This is a genomic window from Synechococcus sp. R60.1 (assembly GCF_047461835.1).
Classification (GTDB): Bacteria; Cyanobacteriota; Cyanobacteriia; order Thermostichales; family Thermostichaceae; genus Thermostichus.
The window spans coordinates 1-18,777 of the sequence record NZ_JANSIA010000059.1 but is presented as its reverse complement, the minus strand read 5'-3'; the positions used below and the strand labels follow the sequence as shown (position 1 = coordinate 18,777).

Here is an 18,777-nt window from a genome sequence, read left to right as displayed (position 1 = left end):
GTAGTAATCCGTACTGAACATATTATACATTATTTTCAGTATAGTTGAGCTTATTATTGACTAGAGTCATGCTCTCATAAGGGCTTCTGTTTTATCTTAGGAAGAATCCACCCAGGGATCCCTTAGGTTGTCCTTGGTTGGTATCCCTTTGGCAAGATCCGCTAGCCCAACCCAGGCCATGTTGCCCGTTCGTCCCCGCGAAACCTTTTCCATGTTCACCCGCGACGGGATCCAACTGGACGCAGATGTCTATCGCCCGCAAGGGGAGGGGAGCTACCCGGTTTTGCTGATGCGGCAGCCCTATGGGCGGGCCATTGCCTCGACGGTGGTGTATGCCCATCCCAGGTGGTATGCGGCCCAGGGGTACATTGTGGTCATCCAGGATGTGCGCGGACGGGGAACTTCCAAGGGATCCTTCTACCCTTTCCGCCATGAGGTGGAAGACGGGTTTGACGCCGTCAATTGGGCGGCTGCCTTGCCGGGGAGCAACGGCGTAGTGGGCATGTACGGCTTCTCTTATCAGGGCATGACCCAGCTGTATGCGGCTTCTACCCGTCCCAGCGCCTTGAAGGCCATCTGCCCGGCGATGCTGCCTTACGATCTCTATGCCGATGCCGCTTACCCAGGGGGGGCCTTTGCCTTCTACAACAACCTCAGTTGGGCCTTGCAACTGGAGACCGAAGGGGCGCGTCTCAGGGGGGATGCCAACGCCTACCAGGCGCTTTTGAAAGCTGCCCGCAATCTCCCCCTCTACGACCCTATCCCCCTCAAGCCGGGCGTGTTGCAACAATATGCGCCCCAGTCCTATTACTTCGACTGGCTGGAGCACAGCGAGCCGGATGAATACTGGCGCAAGCTCTCTCCCCGTCTAGAGGTGGTGGATCTGCCGATGCTACACATTGCCGGCTGGTTTGACAGCTACCTGAGTGGTAGCCTGCGCCTCTACAAGGAAATGAGCGCCCGCAGCCAGAACCCTCAATACCTGATCATCGGCCCTTGGATCCATCTCCCTTGGGGGCGCAAAGTGGGGGCGTTGGACTTTGGCCCAGAGGCTGTCAGCCCCATCGATCGCCTGCAGGTGCGCTGGTTTGACCAGTTCCTCAAAGGCAAAGATACAGGGATCCTCCAGGAGCCGCCGGTACGCCTGTTCGAGATGGGATCCAACCGCTGGCGCGGCTTTGATGCTTGGCCTACCCCTGAGCCAAAAGCTTTTTACCTACACAGCACCGGCTTGGCTGCCCTTTCAGAAGCAGAGGGATCCCTTCGCCCTGAACCCTCGCCGACGCAACAATCGGATACCTTTGTTCACGATCCCTGGCGACCGGTGCCGGCCTTGGGGGGCCACCTGGCTCATCCTGCCGGGCCGCAAGAGCGCTCCGCCCTCGACTGCCGCACCGATGTCCTGACCTATACCACTCCGCCGCTGCAAGCCGAGCTGGTTCTGGTCGGGGACATTGCTGTGGAGGTGTACGCGGAGGCCGACAGCCCCAGTTTCGATCTTTGCGCTGTGCTCTCGGTGGTAAGGCCCGATGGGCAGGTGTATAACTTTTCCCAAGGCTATTGTCGCCTACGGGATCCCCAGCCCAGTACCCCCATTCTGATTCCCTGTCAGCCCACCTGTATTCGCATTCCTTGCGGTCATGCTCTGCGCCTCAGCCTCAGCGCGGCTTGTTTCCCGGCCTACCCTGTCAACACGGGTATGGGAATGCGGGAAGAGCGGCTGATTGAGGCCCGCATTCTCACCATCACTCTCCGCAGCGGTGGCGAGACGCCTTCGCGGCTGCACCTGCCCATGGCTTGAAGCCAAGAAGAGACCAAGCTTCGGGATCCCGTTCGCAATCCCCGCTTACAAAGAGACACCAAACGTTAGGATAGAAACAGGCAGGGCAAGGGAACACCATGTTGCAAGACCCAAAGTTGATCCGGCACTATCAGGCTTTGACCGATGCTCTGGTGGATACCTGGCAGCGGGGCTACCGGCGCACCGATGAGCTACGTCTGCTGGTGGATGGCTACCTGCTGGCCTTGCGAACTGGCAAACAATTGGAGCCCTTCGAGATCTATCGCATTGAGGACGAGGTCAACCGCTTCCTCTACGATCCGTCCAACTTCATAGATCCGGAATTGGAGCCAGAGGCGGAGCCGATGCGGGGTTATTGATTTTGTGAATCCCTGTTGGCGATCCCTAGAACAGGTGGGGCAAAGTTTTGATTCCAACCTTTTCTGATCTCCCCTCGCCCCTTGGGAGAAAGACTAGGGGGGAGGGCGCTGACTGAGTTCTGGTTTTGTCGAGCATCTTGCGCCTGGTAGGCTGAGAGGGATCGATTCGTTCCTGATTCCAGTCGTATCGGTTCTATGGCGGTTTGGGATAGGGTGATGACCTCCCGGCATCTGCCCCTGCTGGGATCCGGCTTGGGCTTGGGGGTAGCCCTGATCCTCTGGTACGGGGTGTTTGGCTACCACGTGCTGCAGATTGGCCTCTGGCTGCTGAGCATCCTGCTGGTGGGGTTGTATTGGGCGCAGTTTTCCCCGGCTCAACCCCCTTGGGATCCGACGCGGCTGCGCTGGCAACAGGAGCTGTTGCACCTGGGGCTGTTGGTGTTGGTCTTTGCCCCGATCTACCTCTACGACCTGCCCAACATCCCTTTTCAGATCAATACTGACGAGATTGTGATCACCTCCATGGCCCGTCGCGCCTCAGGGGTGCGCTATCCCGATATCTTTGGGCTGATGCCGGAGTATTTCTATTTCCCCCGCTTCATGTTCAGCCTCTTCGGCGGCCTGACGCGGCTGATGGGGGGAGTCACGCTGCTCAATGTGCGCACGGTACATGCCGCCTTCGGGGTGATCACCATTTTGGTGGCTTACGGGTTTTTTCGGGCATTTTGGGGATCCCGGCTGGCTTTGGCGGGGGCGGCCCTCTTGGGATCCAACCACGCCTTGCTGGGCATCAGCCGCATGGCCATGCGGGAAAACCTGATTGTGCTGGTGGAGTGTGCAGCCTTGGCCTTGATCTTGAAGGGGGTGCGGGAGAAAAACCCCCTGCTGCTCTATCTGGGGGGAGGGGCGGCGGGCTTCTCTCTGTACGGCTATTTGCCGGGGCGGGTGGTGATCCTGCTGGGGTTGCTGTTTGGAGTTCTGTACCTGCTCCTGGGCCGGGAGGATCTCCGAGGAGAAAACAAGCAAGCTAATCCCCTCTGGGTCCTGGCTAAGCTGACGGTGCCCGCGGCGCTGGGCTTTTTTCTGGTGGCTGGGCCCATTCTGGTGGCCACAGTCACAGCACCTGCGGTGAGCGCCGAGTACTCTCGCCAACAATTTCTCTTTTTCCCGGAGGGGCGGGCCCTACAGCAGATGTGGGTGAATGCGGCTACCCCGGAGGAGGCGGTCTGGCGCAACATCTTCAACGGCCTGAGTATGTTCAACGACCCCGGCCAGCACGACCGCGGCTACATCTATCCCAACTACGGCCATGCTTTTGTGGATCCCTTGACGGGGATTTTGATCTGGCTGGGGCTGGGATCCGGCCTCTACCGCCTTTTCAAGAAGCGCAGCCAGCCCCACGACTGGCTCTGTATCGGCAGCTTCCTATTTCTCTACCTGCTGTTTAGCTTGGCCATCACCAAAGCCCCCAACTACACCCGCCTGCTGGTGATCCTGCCCTTTGTAGCCTATCTAACCTTGGAAGGGATCCAAGTGCTGGCAGGTCTCCTGGAACGCTGGGGATCCCGGGCCGGGAGTTGGCTGCCGGCGGCGGCGATGGCGGGGGCAATCCTGCTGATTGGGGGGTGGAACCTGGCCATTTTTGGAGACTTTGTCCACAAAGGCTGGACTCAAGGCAATGATGTGGGGGCTACCGGGCGCTATGTGGCAGCTCGCCAAGGGGATCCCGACTACCGCTTCTATCTGGCCGCCAGCGCTGCCTACCCCTATTTCGGCTGGGGGAAACCCCACTATTGGCAAAGCTGGATTCAATTTTTTGCTGGGCCGGAGCAGGAGGTGAAGGTTTTTTCCCCAGAGACGTTGCCCGGCCAAGACCTAGAACCGCCGTTTACCCTGTTCACGAATGAGGCAGTATGGGATCAGCAAGGGGCAGAGCTGCAACGGCGCTTTCCCAAGGGGCAGTTGCATCGGATCCCTGCCGAGCGGGGGCTATGGGCCTTTGAGGTGGCGGATCCCTAGAGCTCCCCCCCTGGTTTGGCCAACCCACTGTTCGCGGGACGGAGTCCTTTCTTTTTACCAGGCTAAAAGTAGCTGAAAGCACACTATGCAGATCCAGAGCCGCCAACAGTAGAAGAAGATGATAGCGTTCCAGGGATCCCAGACGTGCGTTTTGATGCCTACGACCCGGGCGAGGGGTTTTACGACGAGCTGTTTTTGGGGCGTAACCAGCCCCGTCCTGAGGCGATCCCGCTGATTGAGCGCATTCATTCTCTGGAAGAAGGGGAACTGCAGCAGCGGCAAGCGGCGGCGCAGGCGGCCCTCTTTCAAATGGGGGTGACCTTCAACGTCTATGGCGATAGCCAGGGCACGGAGCGAATTTTCCCCTTTGACATCATTCCCCGCATCGTCTCGGCTTCCGAGTGGCAGCGGCTGGAGAAGGGTCTCAAGCAGCGCATCCACGCCCTCAACCTGTTCATCGACGATGTCTATCACGACCAGAAGATCCTTAAGGATGGGGTGATCCCTGCCGAGCTGATCGAAACGGCCAAGGGATTTCTGCGGCCCTGTGTGGGGCTCAACCCGCCGGGGAGAATTTGGTGCCACGTCACCGGCACCGACCTGGTGCGGGATCGGGACGGGACTTGGTACGTGTTGGAAGATAACCTGCGCTGTCCGTCGGGAATCTCCTACGTGCTGGAAAATCGGCGGGTGATGAAAAGCACCTTTCCCTCCCTGTTCAACACCATGGGGATCCGCCCGGTGGACGATTACCCTAGCCATTTGTTGGATACTCTGCTTAACCTGGTGCCGCACCTAGCCAACCCAACGGTGGTGGTGCTCACCCCCGGCATCTACAACTCCGCCTACTTCGAGCATTCTTTCCTCGCCCAGCAGATGGGGGTGGAGCTGGTGGAAGGGCGGGATCTGGTGGTGGCCGATGGCTATTTGCAAATGCGCACCACCAAAGGGCTGCAGCGGGTGGATGTGATCTACCGCCGCATCGACGATGACTTCATCGATCCCCTTGCTTTTCGCCCTGATTCCCTCTTGGGGGTACCCGGCCTGTTTGAGGTCTACCGGTCGGGGCGGCTGGCGATCGCCAACGCTTTGGGAACGGGGGTGGCGGACGACAAGGTGATCTACGCCTATGTGCCCCAGATGATCCGCTACTATCTGGGAGAGGAAGCCATTTTGCCCAACGTGCCCACCTACCTCTGCTGGGATCCTAAGGATCAGGCGTACGTACTGGAAAACCTGGACAAGCTGGTGGTGAAGGCAGCCAACGAGTCAGGCGGCTATGGCATGCTGATGGGATCCCAGGCCACACCGGCAGAGCGGTCTGCTTTTGCTGAGAAAATCCGCGCCCAGCCGCGCAACTACATCGCCCAACCCACCCTGTGCCTTTCTCGCGTGCCCACCTTGGTGGATCGGGGAGAAGGCCCCCGTCTAGAACCCTGTCATGTGGACTTGCGGCCCTATATCCTCTACGGCAAAGAGATCTACGTTCACCCAGGGGGGCTGACCCGCGTCGCCCTCAAGAAGGGATCTCTGGTGGTGAACTCCTCCCAGGGGGGCGGCAGCAAAGATACCTGGGTGCTCTGCGCGGATCCCGGCTGTTGAGAGACGGCTGGCAAAATAGGTTCAGAGCCGCTCGCCCGAACATCTGCTCCACTGACCAAGGCAGCTGGCATGCTGAAGCGCCAAATCCACGTAGTGCTGGGCGTGAAGGCGCAGTTGCTTGACCTCTTCCTCGGTGAGGGTGCGGATAACCTTGGCCGGGATCCCCGCCGCCAAAGAGCGAGGTGGCACAGACCGGGTGACCACCGCTCCAGCTCCCACCATGCTGCCCGCCCCGATGGTGACCCCGCTCAAGAGAACGGCCCCAATCCCGATCAGACATCCCCCCTCGATGTGGGCACTGTGGATGACCGCTCGATGGCCTATGGTCACTTCCTCGCCAATCAGGGTCGGCTGTCCGGGATCCCCGTGCAGAATGGCTCCATCTTGGATATTGCTGCGGCGGCCAATGACAATGGGCGAGAGATCCCCCCGCAAGATGGCCCCGTACCAGATGCTCACCGCTTCCGCAAGTTGGACATCGCCGATCAGTGTGGCATTGGCGGCAATAAAGGCTGCCTCATCTACTCCCGTCGGCTGCCGATCCAGCCCAATTGGCCAGGTGTCCTGTTTTTCTCGTTGCATTTAGAGTCGAGGCCGTTCATGTCAGTTGGGCTTGACGTTGAGAGAGTAGAGAGGATTCAGACGGTTGCAAGGGGCGAATGGCAAAGAAAGTTTCGTAGATGCAATCGCCAACGTGGTTCATTTGTAGCTGCAATTTGTCGAGAAACTCATGTAAGCCCTGCTCCATAATGTCGTCGATGGTTAGGTAGTCCAGCTCAGAACGCAGGCGGCCCAAAGCTCGCTCGCTGGGATCCCGCCAGGTATCGGCTGGGGTGCCGGTGATTTGGTGCAGGGATCGATCTGCGTGAATAAGACAAAACTGAATAGAGCGGGGAAATTGCCGATCCAAAATGAGAAAAGAGGCCACCTCTCTGGGATTGATGCGGTGTTGGCGGCTGTATTTCCGGTACATTTCATAAGCACTGGCCGACTTCAGCAAAGCAATCCACTGCAACTCATCCAAAGCCGTACCCACATACTGCAGAGAGGGCAGCAAAATAAAATACTTAACATCCAAAATGCGCGCCGTTTTGTCCGCCCGCTCCAAAAGACGGCCAATCTGGCCAAAATGCCATCCTTCCCCATGGGTCATGGTGGCATCCATCACCCCGGCGAATAGGTGACTGGCCAGCTTCACTTCCGTGAAAAAATCATGGAGCTGACTCAGGTGGGGGCCTTGCTGAGCCGCTTCTTTGACCATCAAATAAAAGCGGTTGACCCGCTCCCACATTTCTGAAGAAATGACCTCCCGCACAGAACGGGCATTTTCTCGCGCCAGCCGCAAACAGGAAAGGATGGAGTTGGGGTAATCCCTATCAAAAGCCAGGAACTGGATGACTGTTTCTTGGGTCGCCTGGCCATAACGCTGGTAAAACAGCTCCTGATCCCCGGTGGTGTAGACAATGGGATCCCACTGCTGAGCGGGACCGCTGGGCAAGTCTAGGATGAGGTTGAGATTGACATCGATAAAGCGGGCGATGTTCTCGGCGCGCTCCACGTAGCGGTTGAGCCAGTAGATGGAATCGGCCACCCGACTCAGCATGCTGTTGCCTCCTCTGGAGTTTCTTGTCTCCGCGCTCCGTTCAAATTCAACAAACGAAGCAGCCGCCGCAGCTTCACCAGCAGCACCCCCGTCAGGCCGGTCAAGATCCACCCCATCCACTCGGCTGCAGTACCCAGATAGCGCACCTGCACGCGATGATCCCCCGGTGGGATCCGCACCTGCAACAGCCCCACTCCGCTGTGCTCAGCAGACGTGAGGCGACCATCCACCTGTACCCGCCAAGCAGGGTAGTAAAAAGTGCGCAGGACTACCCATTGATCCTGATCGGTGGGGTTAACGGCCCGAAAACGACGGTAGCCATAGCGCCACTGCTCCACTTCCAACAGTGGCTCCAGATCGCTTTGTTCTCGTCCAAAGTTCACCATGTCGCCTTGCCACCGCAGCAGCGGATCCACCTCTGGGGGCGGCATGGGCAGGGTTGCTTGGCGAGGTCGGTACTCCAGCACATCCACCAGCGCCAGCCCATCGGGAAAGATCCAGTGCCAGTGAAGAAAAGCGATGCCCGGTCGCTGCTGGGGCTCATTGGGAAATGGCTTGGCTGCAGACAGCTCTTGAAAAGTTTGGATGGTCTGGGGGTCAAACCTGGCTCTGGACAAGACCTGCCAGCCCTGCCAGCTTTGTATCCCCATGGCCAGACCTATCCCCACAATCAAGAGGATCCTCAAGCCCTTTTGTCCCCACCCCCAGGCGGCCAGGGATCCCAACAGCCAGGGCACGGTTACCGCCGTCACCGCCATCCAGCGCCAAGAAAACTGAATGCGCCGCAGGGGCAAAACCCACTCGTAGAGCCAACCCAGCAAATCCGTCATCATCAGCAGGGCCACCAAGCTGGCCCCCAAGCTGTAGAGCAGGATCGCTTTGGCCAGGGGAGCATGGGATCCCAAGGCATCAAAGGACTCCGTCTCGTTAGCGCGAACGGAATGGATCGGGGTCATCCCCCTTGTCCTGCGGGCCAGCCAAGTTGGGAGAATCAGGATTCCAACACCCAAGACAACGGCCACCATCCAGATCCAGTACCCTACCAGGCCGCTTTCAAACCAGTGCTGCGTCAGTTGTGGCTGGAGCCGGGTCAGCCCACTCAGCATCAGGCGATGTTGGGGCATGTACTCTTCGACAAAATTCACCAACTCCACCTGGATGAGGCGCTGATCCCAAAAGGCTGGCAGCAGATAAAACGCCGTCCACCCCAGCCCCAGCCCAAACCCCAAGTAGCAGCGCCCCACCCTGGGCCAGAGGGGATCCCAGCGGCCCAGCACCCAAGGCAGAGGCAGCCAAGTTAGCGTAAAGACCAGCAAAGTGGGCAAGTGAGATAGGGCCAACAGGCCGTAGCTAATGGCTAAGGCCACAATCGGCCAAAGGGACTGGGGCCGGCAGATCACCTGGACTGAGGCCCAGAAAATCCAGGGAGAGACAGCAATGGCCCACACTTCCCCCATTGCCCCCCGTTGATAGATATCCACCAGCCAATAGGGGCCGGCCATACCCGCCAGAGCCAAAACCAGAGCCCAAGCCCAGGGGATGAGTTGCCGGAGAAGGGCATACAGCCCTGCGCCAAAGACTGCCATCGCCAAGCCCATGCTGGCCACCAGGGATCCGGGCATATCCAGCTCCAGCAGGCGAAACGGCAGAGGGGCCACCATGCACAGAGGGGGGTAAAAGGCAAAGGTAGGATTGCCGTAGCCGAAGTTGGAATACTCCAGCCAGCGGGGGTAAAACTGCCCGCCGAAAAACTGTCGTTGATACTGAAAGGCCCAACTGAGGTTGAAGTGAGTGGAGTGAGTCATGGGATAGCCCTGGCGCAGCATGGGCCAGAGCAGCACCCCAATGCCCACCAACAACCCTAGCCCAACACCCCTCTCTGATTGTTGCAAAGCTTTCAGCATTTCTCGGCGTTATCCCGATCCTCTGCCTCGAAAGGCCCAGACTTCCCCCCATACTTGCGCAGCAGCCGGATGTTTTCGATCACCATCGTCTTCTCCAGGGCCTTGGCCATGTCGTATAGGGTGAGGGCGGCCACGGAAACAGCCGTCAGAGCCTCCATCTCCACCCCTGTTTGGGCGTTGGTTTTTACTGTAGCGGTGATCAGAAAGCCGGGCAGATGGGGATCCGGATTCAGATCCACGGTGACGCTGCTCAAGGGGAGAGGATGACACAGCGGGATTAGATCGGCGGTGCGCTTGGCAGCCATGATCCCGGCCAGGCGGGCCGTTTCCACCACATTTCCTTTGGGCCCTTGACCGGCCAGAATAGCCTGCAAAGTCGTTTCTGACATGCGTACCTGCCCTTGGGCAGTGGCCAAACGGGCAACCGTGGGCTTATCTCCTACTTCCACCATCTGTACTCGGCCAGAGGCGTCCAGGTGGGTGAGGGCTTGCCCAACAAAGGACTCTGTCCTGCTGGCGCGACTAGAACTCGAATCCGATGGCACCCCGGCCTCCCACAATCCTTGAGAGCTGAAGAGTTGGCTTAGGCTCCGATGAGGTCGGCAAATCGGCAACCAGACCCGCAGGGACTTGACAACTAGTAGCGAATCCAGGCATAGGCGGCATCAGAGAGCACCGGCACCTCGGCGTAGTGGCCGCGAATGTTTTGCACCCAGGCGTAGACGGTGATGGCAATCACCCCCAAGAGAGCTGTGGTGGCCAAAATGCTGACCATCGCCGCCAGACCAAGGCTGCCGAAGAGCATGCCGAACACCTGCATCAGCACCTGCACCAAGAACAAGGCAATGTTGAGCAACAGCGCCTGGATGGTGTTGAAGCGAACAAAATGGGCTACGCGGGTGTTGCGGATCACCAGGAACAGGAGAGCCAAAGACACCCCCATTCCCAGCCAGCCCGTGGCCAGGGGCACCAGACGAAACAGAGGCGCAAAAATGGGGATCAGCCCTGGCAGAGATTGAAACAACCCAGAGGGCAAAAAGCCCAAGGGCAGAGCCGATACCAAAGGCAAAAGGTAGGGAAGAGATCCCCACAGCCGATTGATGGGAGTGATGTCGCCGCGCCAGGTCATAATCCGTCGATCCCTATTAGGTGCAGTGGTCATTGAAGTGAAGTTTGCTTGTCGGTGCGCTTCCAGGATCCTCACCAGCTAAAGATTCAGAGAGAGAAAGCAACACCCAAGCCTTGGGCTTATTGTAGTCGATGGATTTGGGTGGCTCAACGCGCTTGGCCGCAAGCCGGCTTCTGCTTTCCAGTGAGCAGAAAAACTCGAGGCCAAAACGTTCAGAGTGAGCGCTCCGATGAATCCAGGCTGATATAATCAACGGCAAATTCTGGCTGCATCACCGGTTTTTCAGGTTCTCTACATTTTTCAGCTTCCACCATGAAGATTTCATTGTCTCCCGCTGCTGGCGTTGTCGGAGCTTTCCTCTGGCAAGTTTGGTCTGGGCTCATTGGTTTTCTCAACGACCGTTTGTTGCCGGAGCGCTATCACATTCGGCCTGAAGCTTTGCCGGAGTGGATTACTCAGGTGTGGGCTGGCTATCTGCGCTATCGGGAAGCCTCTCGTCCGGGGGCGATCCAGTTTCGCGGCTTGACGGTGGATCCCAGCCGAGAGCTGCGCTCGGCTTACCTCGGATCCCGTCCGCTCCGCTACCGCGGCTGCCCTGTGGAGACGGTTGCCCGACCTGGGGATCCTTCTCCTACCGCCCAACCCATCCCTGAAAAGGCTTTTGTGCCCCCCTACTGGAAACTCCTCAATACGCTGCGCTTGAAGTTGAGCCTGGCCGATATTGATCGCTACCCCGTCACTCCGGCCCTGCAGCGGGTTTACCGAGGTCAAGAGTTCTGACAGCGCTCTGCTCCTTAGCGGCAATGGGGTGTTGATGCCGGGGATCCCTGCAGTGGGTGGGGATCCCTTTTTGGACTTTGTTCGCGACAGGGACTTTGTTCGCGACAGCGGGACGGAGTCTCCGGATTGGACTTGTAGGTTTGGGTGCGGGTGGTTTCTCCTGAGGGGAAAGCTGAGAAAGACTGCAAAAAAACTTAAGGTCACTTTCCCGCTGGGGGATAAGAGCCCCTACAGTGGATAAAGAAGAACATGGTGCTCCGCACCGCCAACGCGAATGAGCTTTGTTATGTCCAAAAGCGGCGTGCTCCTGCTGAACTTGGGGGGGCCAGAGACCCAGGCCGATGTGCAGCCCTTTCTTTACAATCTGTTTGCCGATCCCGAGCTGATCCGGCTGCCGTTTCCCTTCTTGCAGCGGGCCTTCGCCTGGGCCATCTCCACACTGCGGGCCGAAAAATCCCGCCGCAACTACGCGGCCATTGGGGGGGGATCCCCCTTGCGGCGCATTACTGCTGAGCAAGCGCGAGAACTGCAGGCCCACCTGGTGGCCGAGGGCTACGATGTGCCGGTGTATGTGGCCATGCGCTACTGGCATCCGCTGATCGAGTCGGTGGTGCAGCAGATCAAGTCGGATGGGATCACCCGCTTGGTGGTGCTGCCGCTTTACCCGCAGTATTCCATCAGCACGACGGGATCCAGCTTTAAGCTGCTGGATCGGCTCTGGGCTGAAGATCCGGAGCTGGCATGCATCGAGCGCTGCCAGATCTGCTCCTGGTACGATCAGCCTCAGTACGTGCAGGCGATGGCCAGAGCAATTCGGGAACAGTTGGATGGATTTGCCGAGCCCGAAGGGGTGCATGTGCTGTTCAGCGCCCACGGCATTCCCGAAAGCTATGTCACCGAGGCCGGGGATCCCTACCAACAGGAAATGGAAGCCTGCGTGCGGCTGATCTGGCAGCAGGTGGGACGCCCCAATGACCACACCCTCTCCTATCAAAGCCGGGTGGGTTCGGTGCGGTGGCTCCGGCCTTACACCGAACGGGTCATCCCGGAGTTGGGATCCCGAGGTGTGAAGCAGTTGCTGGTGGTGCCGATTAGCTTTGTGTCGGAGCACATCGAGACCCTGCAGGAGATCGACATCGAGTATCGGGAGCTGGCCCATCGAGCTGGGATTGCCGATTTTCGCCGTGTGCCCGCCTTAAATACCGACCCTCTGTTCATTGCCGGCTTGGCGGCGCTGGTGCGGCCTCATCTGCTCACTCCGGGCTTGGCAGCTCCTGCCTTTGTCCCTGCTGCTGTGGGCAGCTCGCTGCTGGAGCGGTAGGGAAGAACGCCAGGCATTTCATTGTTGCTCTGCAACGCTGACGCGACCAGACGAGGACGCTGACTTCATACCCCCAGAAGCGTTCTCCTACCACCCCAGGTGTCTCATCTTCATGGAGTTTTGACTGGGAATGACCCTAAGCCCGAGCGAAGCCTTGCTGACGAAGTGGCTGCTGACCTATTTTTACCAACGGCTGCCTTTCCCCCAAGAGTGGCTGCCGCAGAAAAGCTATTGGGTAGGGGGATCCCTGCGGGATGCTTACCTGGCTTGGCTGCAGGGCCGTGCTGCTGGGGATCCCGCTCGCGACGGTGGGATGGAGTCCTCAGCGTCGGTGGATTTGGACCTGATGTGCGCTGTGGATCCCGTGGGCTGGGCAGCGGCAGTGGCACGGCGGTTGGGGGCGGGCTTTGTGGTGTTGGATCCCGAACGGCAGATTGCCCGCATTGTGTTGGCAAAGTTGACCGTGGACGTGGGGCTGCAGGCGGGATCCACCCCTGAGGAGGATCTGAGGCAGCGGGACTTCACCTGCAATGCCCTGGCCTTGGATCTGCAAAGGGAGCAACTGCTGGATCCCACAGGCGGACAAGCCGATATTCGCCAGAGCCGGATGCGCATGGTACACCCCGACAACCTCAGTGCTGATCCGGTGCGGCTGTTGCGGGGTTATCGACAGGCGGCTCAGCTGGGGTTTGGGCTGGATCCAGCTACGCAAGAGGCGATCCGGGAGCGGGCTCCCCTTTTGGCGAATGTGGCGGCAGAACGGGTGCGGGCAGAGATAGTGGCCCTGTTGGAGGCAGGGATCCCAGGGCTGGCTCACCTACAGGCGGCGGTGGCGGCGGGGTTGCTGCAGGCTTGGCTGCCCCACCTGAAGCCGGAAAGTCCGGGCTTCCCTCAAGCTCAGGCCGTGTGGGAGTGGGCCGGGCGCTGGCGACCGCTCTATCCCCGCACGCTGGCAGAGCTGGCCCAGCCCTTGACATCCTCACGCGAAGGGCGCGGCAGGCTGTTGGCAGTGGTGCTGGCGGCCTTGTTGTGGGATCCAGCGGGAACTGAGGACTCTGTCTTGCTGACGCGAACGGCAGAAAGGGTGGAAACCGAGCTGGAGCGGCTGCGCTTCAGCCGAGCGGAAATGCGGGCCATCCAAAAGCTACACCATCTTCTGCCTCAGCTTCAGCTTCTCCTGACGGACTCCCCCACCCCTGCGCAACAGTGGCGGCTTTATCAACAGGCGGGATCCCTGTTCGGTGGCCTGGCGCTGTTGGCGGTGGCTACGGGCGGCGACCCTCAAAAGCTGGAGTCTTGGCTCAAACGCTACGAAGACCCCCAGGATCCCCTGGCCCATCTGGTGCCCCTGCTGGATGGCCGCGATCTGCTGCATAGCTTGGGGGCCAAACCCGGCCCCTGGGTAGGCCAGTTGCTGCAAGACCTCCAGGAGGCGCAGGCTTGGGGGCAGATTCAAACTCGTGCCGAGGCGCTCTCTTTTGCCCGCCGGTGGCGTGGCCAGCAAAAAGACTAGCCGAAGCGATAGCCGAAGCCGCGCACCGTCACCAAATACTCTGGGTTGCTGGGATCCAGCTCCAATTTTTCCCGCAGCCAGCGGATATGTACATCGACGGTCTTGCTGTCGCCCATGAAGTCGGATCCCCAGATGCGCTCCAGAAGCTGCTCCCGCGTCCAAACGCGGCGGGGATTGGACATAAACAGCTCCAACAGGCGAAACTCTTTGGGGGAAAAACTCACCTCAACGCCCCGCACCAACACGCGGCACTCCTGGGTAAACATACACAGATCCCCGTAGCGGAGCACCGTGGCATCGCTGGCTTGGGCCAGTTGTTGCCGGCGCAACACCGAGCGACAGCGGGCGATCAGCTCCCGCATGCCGAAGGGCTTGGTCAGATAATCGTCGGCCCCCAGTTCCAAGCCCACCACCCGGTCGGTTTCGCTACTTTTGGCCGTCAACATCAGGATGGGAATCGTGTTGCCCTCCCTGCGCAGCAGCCTGCACAGATCCAGACCGTTCAAGCTGGGCAACATCAAATCCAAGATCATCAAATCCAGCCGCTCAGCCGTATGTACCACCTCAAGGGCTTGCCGACCATCGGCGGCCTGTAAAACTTGATATCCCTGTTCTTCTAAAGCCAGGGCAACCGTTTCCCGAATGGCATCCTCGTCATCCACCACCAGCAGGGTCTCCAGATGGGAAGCAGCTTCCTTGGCTTGAGGAAGTGGACCGGTCATGGAGAGGGTTGCTTCCATACAGAACTCCGTTGCGCCTGCACGCAAGTGCTCCGCACCGCCGTCACGAACGCGGAAGCGTCACGTAGCGATAACAGCCTCACAGGGTGAGAAGGGCAAGTGCCGCCACCGTCAACAGCAGCCCCCCGCTAGGATATCAAACTTCCAGGGCCGGCCAATGTAAAGAGAACAGGGGTGGACTGATTGCCCAAGGTCTTGAGACGGCGAATGGGGCCACAAAGATTCCAAAAACCTGCAATTCAGGATGATTTAAGATCTCTAATGTGGAGCCGCCCCTACCCACGCCTCATGGTGCTCTGCACCCCTCCCGCGAACGGCAACTCACGCTTTAAGGACTCCGTCCCGCTGTCGCGATTGGCCGGAAACCGGTTATGTCTGCTTCCCCTTCTGCACTCTGGGCCACTGGCGGAGCCATTCTGCGGCTGTTGCGCTGGCATAAGCCGGCAGGGCGATTGATTTTGATGATCCCGGCTCTGTGGGGAGCTTTTTTGGCCGGACGGGGAACACCCCCTTGGCCGTTGGTCGGGATCATCATTTTGGGCAGCCTGGCTGCCAGTGGGGCAGGCTGTGTCATCAACGATCTTTGGGATCGAGATTTGGATCCGCTGGTGGAGCGCACCCGCCATCGCCCGTTGGCCAGCCGGGAGTTGACCGTTGGCGTCGGGATCCTGATGGCGGTGGTGAGTTTGGCCTGTGCGGCAGGGCTGGCGCTGTTTCTCAACCCGGTTAGCTTTGCCCTCTGTGTGGCGGCGGTGCCGGTGATCCTGCTCTATCCGGGGGCCAAGCGGGTGTTTCCGGTGCCGCAGTTGGTACTGGCTCTGGCGTGGGGATTTGCCGTGCTCATCAGTTGGACGGCGGTGAGCGGCCAAGATGCCAACACACCCCTGTGGGAAGAGGGGCTGGGCTGGCTGTGGCTGGCCACGGTGTTGTGGACACTGGGATTTGATACCGTCTATGCTCTTGCGGATCGGGAGGACGATGAGCGGGCCGGGATCCATTCCAGCGCCCGTTTTTTCGGGCAGCGGACGCCGACGGCGGTAGGGCTATTTTTTTTGGGCACTGCCATCGCGCTGTTGGGGGTAGGCCTCAGCCTACGGTTGCATGGAGTTTATTTTGTCAGCTTGGCCATCGTCACTGTCCTCTGGGGCCGGCAAACCTGGCAGCTCCACCAAAGGAATGCCTCTCCCACCTTGTACCTGGCCATCTTCGGCCAAAATGTGGTGCAAGGGTTTATTCTGCTGGCGGGGATGATCGGCGGGTCCCTGCTGGCCTGAGGGATCCCTTGGCAGGGCCAGAGGTCTCTTCCAACAGGGGCGCCTTGCCCCTCGACCTACGTCAGAGCTGCCTCTTTGGGAAGGGATCCCGACAAATCTCCGGACTGGCAGGAATCGGCCCAGGGCCATGGGCAAACGGTAGAATGAGACGATTAATTGCAGGATCCCAGCCTCCGATGGCCCCACTGAGCAGCGGTGAGCCTCCCTATGACATTCTTATTCTCTCAAACGGCCCTGGAGAGCTGACCACCTGGGTGCGTCCGGTGGTGATGGAATTGCGCCAGCAACTGCCTCAGGCACGCCTCTCCCTGGTGCTGTCCCCCTGCCCCCATGCTTCCGGGCAGGAGATGAAGATAGCCCAAGCGTTCATCGATGTGGATCGGGTGCAGGATCCCGATTTTTTTCTGGCTTTTTTGCTTACTGGCCAAACCGAAGAAGCCTGGAATTGGGCCAAGCGAGGGGTGGTGCTGTTTCTGGGGGGGGATCAGTTTTTTGCCGTCTGGATTGCTCGCCGCTTGCGCTATCGGCTGGTGGTCTATGCTGAGCATCAACCCCGTTGGCGGCCTTGGGTACATGCTTTCGCCGTGCGAACCGAGGCAATCAAACGCCGCTACGATGGCGGACGGCTGCTGGGCCACCCTTGGGCCCACAAAATGCACGTTGTCGGGGATTTGATGGCGGATGGCGTAGCCAGCGCTGTCTATTTGCCGGGGGTGCCCCTTTCCGGCTGGCTTGGCAGCAGATCTCCTGCCGCTGCCTCCAAACCCACGGCAGGCTTTTCTTCCCCAACCCAAGCCTTTGGCCTGCTCCAAGATGCATCTCCCAGCTCCATCGGCGAGGGGGAGCCTGTAAGAACTGCGCCAGAGAGAGTGGGGAACCGCTTCACCGATCGCGTAAGCGGGCCGGAGGCCTCTGAAGAATTGCTACCGCGCGGCTGGCAGCGTCTGAGCGATGAGAACCGCACCCACTATCAGGTGGGGCTGCTCCCAGGCTCCAAGCCAGCCAAGCTCTCCTTGGGGGTGCCATTGGTGTTGGCTGTGGCCGATGAGCTGCGACAGATGCTGCCGAATGTCCGCTTTGTGATCCCGGTGGCCCCAGGACAAACCCCCCAGTCATTGGCAGCGTATGCCCATCCCAAGCTCAATCCCGATATGGCTTTGATCTATGGCACCTCAGCCATTCTGGAGCAGACCAATCTGGGATCCCAGTTTGTTACCCCCTTTGGCAGCACGGTGCAATTGTGGACAAGCTTCCCTGCCTATTCTGTGCTGGCCAACTGTGATCTCTGTCTGACCACCATTGGCGCCAACACCGCCGAGCTGGCCTATTTGGGGGTGCCGATGGTTGTGGTGATCCCTACCAACAAGCTGGAGGCAATGCGCGCCTGGGATGGGATTCTTGGCCTGTTGACCCGCCTTCCAGGCTTGGGCACTTGGCTGGCCCGCGCCGTCAACAGAATTGCTCTGCGTTGGCTAGGTCACTTGGCTTGGCCGAACATCTGGGCGGGGCGAGAGGTGGTGCCAGAGTTGCGGGGCCATTTGCGCCCGGTGGCCGTGGCCGCACAAATGCGAGTTCTGTTGGAAGATCCCCAGCGCCGTCAGCAAATGCAGGCAGAGTTGCAGCGGCTGGGGGGCAAGCCGGGAGCTGCCCAAGCTATTGGACAACTGGTGGCTCAGCAGTTGAGTAAAGGCTAGGGCAGAAGGCAATTTGCTTGAGCTCGACCCAGTGGAGAGTTGCGCGAGGAGCTCCCTTGGCGCGATTGGAGATCTCTCCTTGCTGCCGGCAAAAAGTGCTAAAAGGGGAGTGGAGGTTCCTAAACGGAGACCATTCATGCTGACGGAGGCCGAGCAGTCGGCGGCGGAAAGCACCAAAACGGGGATTCCTCCTGGCGATCCGGAGCCAAAACTGGGGTTCTGGCAGCAATTTTGGGAGGATGTTGATTGTGTCTTCGATCGGGATCCGGCAGCACGCAATCGCTGGGAGGTCATCTTCACTTATCCCGGTGTGCATGCTCTGTTTTTGCACCGCATCGCCCACTGGCTGTGGAAACGGCGCTGGTTTTTCCTAGCGCGGCTGCTCAGCTTCTTGGCTCGTTCTTTCACATTGATTGAAATCCACCCGGCAGCCAAGATTGGGCGGCGCTTTTTCATTGACCACGGCTGTGGGGTGGTGATCGGTGAGACGGCAGAAATTGGCGATGATGTTACCCTCTACCACGGGGTCACATTGGGGGGTACCTCTTGGAACAAGGGCAAACGTCATCCCACCCTGGAAAATGGGGTGATTGTCGGCACGGGGGCAAAGATTCTGGGGCCGGTTCGCATTGGGGAAAAAGCTCGTATCGGAGCCAACGCGGTCGTGATTCAGGATGTAGCTCCCGGCATGACGGTGGTTGGGATCCCAGGCCGTGCGGTCATCCCGCCCCATCAGCGCCGCATCCCCGCCCATGGCATTGACCTGGATCACCATCTCATGCCTGACCCAGTGGGACGGGCTATCGAACAGTTGCTGCACCGTATCCAAGATCTGGAAGCCCAGGTGGCCCGCCTTAACCGGGAGCGGGAACAGGTCCGGCAGGATCAGGTGAGAGGCGAAGCAGAATATTCGTAAACTACCCGACCCTGACTGCTTCGCAGTACAGGGCGGGCTTTCGGCAGCCCTGCAGTTGGCAAGCCAACCACGGACCTCTAGGCTGGTTTACGGCAGCCCCCAAAAGCGCAATCACCTTCGCA

General features: G+C 59.5%; 16 protein-coding genes. 10 read left to right on the top strand and 6 right to left on the bottom strand.

Annotation, left to right across the window (positions count from 1 at the left end; genetic code table 11):
- The first annotated feature begins 127 nt into the window (after window positions 1–127).
- From NW834_RS09265 to NW834_RS09250, 4 genes are all read left to right on the top strand, one after another.
- A complete protein-coding gene (locus NW834_RS09265) occupies window positions 128–1,801 on the top strand; it encodes a CocE/NonD family hydrolase (RefSeq protein WP_414419549.1) in 1,674 nt (557 codons plus the stop codon).
- A gap of 98 nt (window positions 1,802–1,899) precedes the next feature.
- Entirely contained in the window at window positions 1,900–2,160 is a 261-nt protein-coding gene (locus NW834_RS09260; protein WP_011434405.1) for a DUF6761 family protein, read from the top strand.
- A gap of 216 nt (window positions 2,161–2,376) precedes the next feature.
- On the top strand, window positions 2,377–4,179 hold the full coding sequence (locus NW834_RS09255) for a glycosyltransferase family 39 protein (protein ID WP_414419550.1): 1,803 nt from the start codon (window positions 2,377–2,379) through the stop codon (window positions 4,177–4,179).
- Between the two features lie 144 nt (window positions 4,180–4,323).
- Window positions 4,324–5,781 carry a circularly permuted type 2 ATP-grasp protein gene (locus tag NW834_RS09250; RefSeq protein ID WP_414400096.1) on the top strand — a complete coding sequence of 486 codons (1,458 nt, stop codon included), beginning with the start codon at window positions 4,324–4,326 and terminating at the stop codon, window positions 5,779–5,781.
- A gap of 21 nt (window positions 5,782–5,802) precedes the next feature.
- Here the strand turns inward: NW834_RS09250 and NW834_RS09245 are convergent, their stop codons facing one another.
- The 5 genes from NW834_RS09245 to NW834_RS09225 form a co-directional block, all read right to left on the bottom strand.
- Window positions 5,803–6,363: a gamma carbonic anhydrase family protein gene (locus tag NW834_RS09245; protein WP_414328742.1), complete on the bottom strand. Its 561-nt coding sequence runs from the start codon at window positions 6,361–6,363 to the stop codon at window positions 5,803–5,805.
- A 16-nt stretch (window positions 6,364–6,379) separates the two neighbouring features.
- Window positions 6,380–7,384 carry an alpha-E domain-containing protein gene (locus NW834_RS09240; protein ID WP_414328741.1) on the bottom strand — a complete coding sequence of 335 codons (1,005 nt, stop codon included), beginning with the start codon at window positions 7,382–7,384 and terminating at the stop codon, window positions 6,380–6,382.
- On the bottom strand, window positions 7,378–9,288 hold the full coding sequence (locus tag NW834_RS09235; RefSeq protein ID WP_414419551.1) for a hypothetical protein: 1,911 nt from the start codon (window positions 9,286–9,288) through the stop codon (window positions 7,378–7,380). The genes NW834_RS09240 and NW834_RS09235 overlap by 7 nt, the downstream gene beginning before the upstream one ends.
- A complete protein-coding gene (gene moaC / locus NW834_RS09230; RefSeq protein ID WP_414351110.1) occupies window positions 9,282–9,833 on the bottom strand; it encodes a cyclic pyranopterin monophosphate synthase MoaC in 552 nt (183 codons plus the stop codon). Before moaC ends, NW834_RS09235 begins: the two co-directional genes overlap by 7 nt.
- A 92-nt stretch (window positions 9,834–9,925) precedes the next feature.
- Complete coding sequence (locus NW834_RS09225; protein ID WP_414328739.1) at window positions 9,926–10,417, bottom strand: Tic20 family protein; 492 nt, start codon at window positions 10,415–10,417, stop codon at window positions 9,926–9,928.
- A gap of 312 nt (window positions 10,418–10,729) precedes the next feature.
- Between NW834_RS09225 and NW834_RS09220 the strand changes: the two genes are divergently transcribed.
- The 3 genes from NW834_RS09220 to NW834_RS09210 all read left to right on the top strand — a co-directional run bounded on the left by NW834_RS09220 (window position 10,730) and on the right by NW834_RS09210 (window position 14,031).
- The gene (locus NW834_RS09220; RefSeq protein WP_414419552.1) at window positions 10,730–11,197 is read left to right on the top strand and encodes a hypothetical protein; all 468 of its coding nucleotides are present in this window, start codon (window positions 10,730–10,732) and stop codon (window positions 11,195–11,197) included.
- Between the two features lie 286 nt (window positions 11,198–11,483).
- Window positions 11,484–12,518, top strand: a complete 1,035-nt coding sequence (gene hemH / locus NW834_RS09215; protein WP_414419553.1) for a ferrochelatase — start codon at window positions 11,484–11,486, stop codon at window positions 12,516–12,518.
- 130 nt (window positions 12,519–12,648) lie between these two features.
- Window positions 12,649–14,031, top strand: coding sequence for a CCA tRNA nucleotidyltransferase (locus NW834_RS09210; RefSeq protein WP_011434395.1), 1,383 nt, complete (start codon window positions 12,649–12,651; stop codon window positions 14,029–14,031).
- Here NW834_RS09210 and NW834_RS09205 read toward each other — a convergent pair.
- Window positions 14,028–14,753, bottom strand: coding sequence for a response regulator (locus tag NW834_RS09205; RefSeq protein ID WP_414355565.1), 726 nt, complete (start codon window positions 14,751–14,753; stop codon window positions 14,028–14,030). The genes NW834_RS09210 and NW834_RS09205 overlap by 4 nt on opposite strands.
- Before the next feature lie 389 nt (window positions 14,754–15,142).
- Between NW834_RS09205 and NW834_RS09200 the strand changes: the two genes are divergently transcribed.
- From NW834_RS09200 to cysE, 3 genes are all read left to right on the top strand, one after another.
- Complete coding sequence (locus NW834_RS09200; RefSeq protein ID WP_011434393.1) at window positions 15,143–16,045, top strand: 4-hydroxybenzoate solanesyltransferase; 903 nt, start codon at window positions 15,143–15,145, stop codon at window positions 16,043–16,045.
- Between the two features lie 176 nt (window positions 16,046–16,221).
- Window positions 16,222–17,739, top strand: a complete 1,518-nt coding sequence (locus NW834_RS09195) for a hypothetical protein (RefSeq protein ID WP_414419556.1) — start codon at window positions 16,222–16,224, stop codon at window positions 17,737–17,739.
- Window positions 17,740–17,875: 136 nt separating this feature from the next.
- Entirely contained in the window at window positions 17,876–18,655 is a 780-nt protein-coding gene (cysE, locus tag NW834_RS09190) for a serine O-acetyltransferase (protein WP_414426290.1), read from the top strand.
- Window positions 18,656–18,777 lie beyond the last annotated feature (122 nt).

What these genes read in the sequence shown, in the direction of transcription:
- NW834_RS09220 (WP_414419552.1), top strand. Translation starts at nt 10,730, where the DNA reads ATGAAGATTTCATTGTCTCCCGCTGCTGGCGTTGTCGGAGCTTTCCTC.
- NW834_RS09235 (WP_414419551.1), bottom strand. Translation starts at nt 9,288, where the DNA reads ATGCTGAAAGCTTTGCAACAATCAGAGAGGGGTGTTGGGCTAGGGTTG.
- NW834_RS09195 (WP_414419556.1), top strand. Translation starts at nt 16,222, where the DNA reads ATGGCCCCACTGAGCAGCGGTGAGCCTCCCTATGACATTCTTATTCTC.
- cysE (WP_414426290.1), top strand. Translation starts at nt 17,876, where the DNA reads ATGCTGACGGAGGCCGAGCAGTCGGCGGCGGAAAGCACCAAAACGGGG.
- NW834_RS09205 (WP_414355565.1), bottom strand. Translation starts at nt 14,753, where the DNA reads ATGACCGGTCCACTTCCTCAAGCCAAGGAAGCTGCTTCCCATCTGGAG.
- NW834_RS09240 (WP_414328741.1), bottom strand. Translation starts at nt 7,384, where the DNA reads ATGCTGAGTCGGGTGGCCGATTCCATCTACTGGCTCAACCGCTACGTG.
- NW834_RS09255 (WP_414419550.1), top strand. Translation starts at nt 2,377, where the DNA reads ATGACCTCCCGGCATCTGCCCCTGCTGGGATCCGGCTTGGGCTTGGGG.
- NW834_RS09200 (WP_011434393.1), top strand. Translation starts at nt 15,143, where the DNA reads ATGTCTGCTTCCCCTTCTGCACTCTGGGCCACTGGCGGAGCCATTCTG.
- NW834_RS09245 (WP_414328742.1), bottom strand. Translation starts at nt 6,363, where the DNA reads ATGCAACGAGAAAAACAGGACACCTGGCCAATTGGGCTGGATCGGCAG.
- NW834_RS09260 (WP_011434405.1), top strand. Translation starts at nt 1,900, where the DNA reads ATGTTGCAAGACCCAAAGTTGATCCGGCACTATCAGGCTTTGACCGAT.
- NW834_RS09225 (WP_414328739.1), bottom strand. Translation starts at nt 10,417, where the DNA reads ATGACCTGGCGCGGCGACATCACTCCCATCAATCGGCTGTGGGGATCT.
- hemH (WP_414419553.1), top strand. Translation starts at nt 11,484, where the DNA reads ATGTCCAAAAGCGGCGTGCTCCTGCTGAACTTGGGGGGGCCAGAGACC.
- NW834_RS09210 (WP_011434395.1), top strand. Translation starts at nt 12,649, where the DNA reads ATGACCCTAAGCCCGAGCGAAGCCTTGCTGACGAAGTGGCTGCTGACC.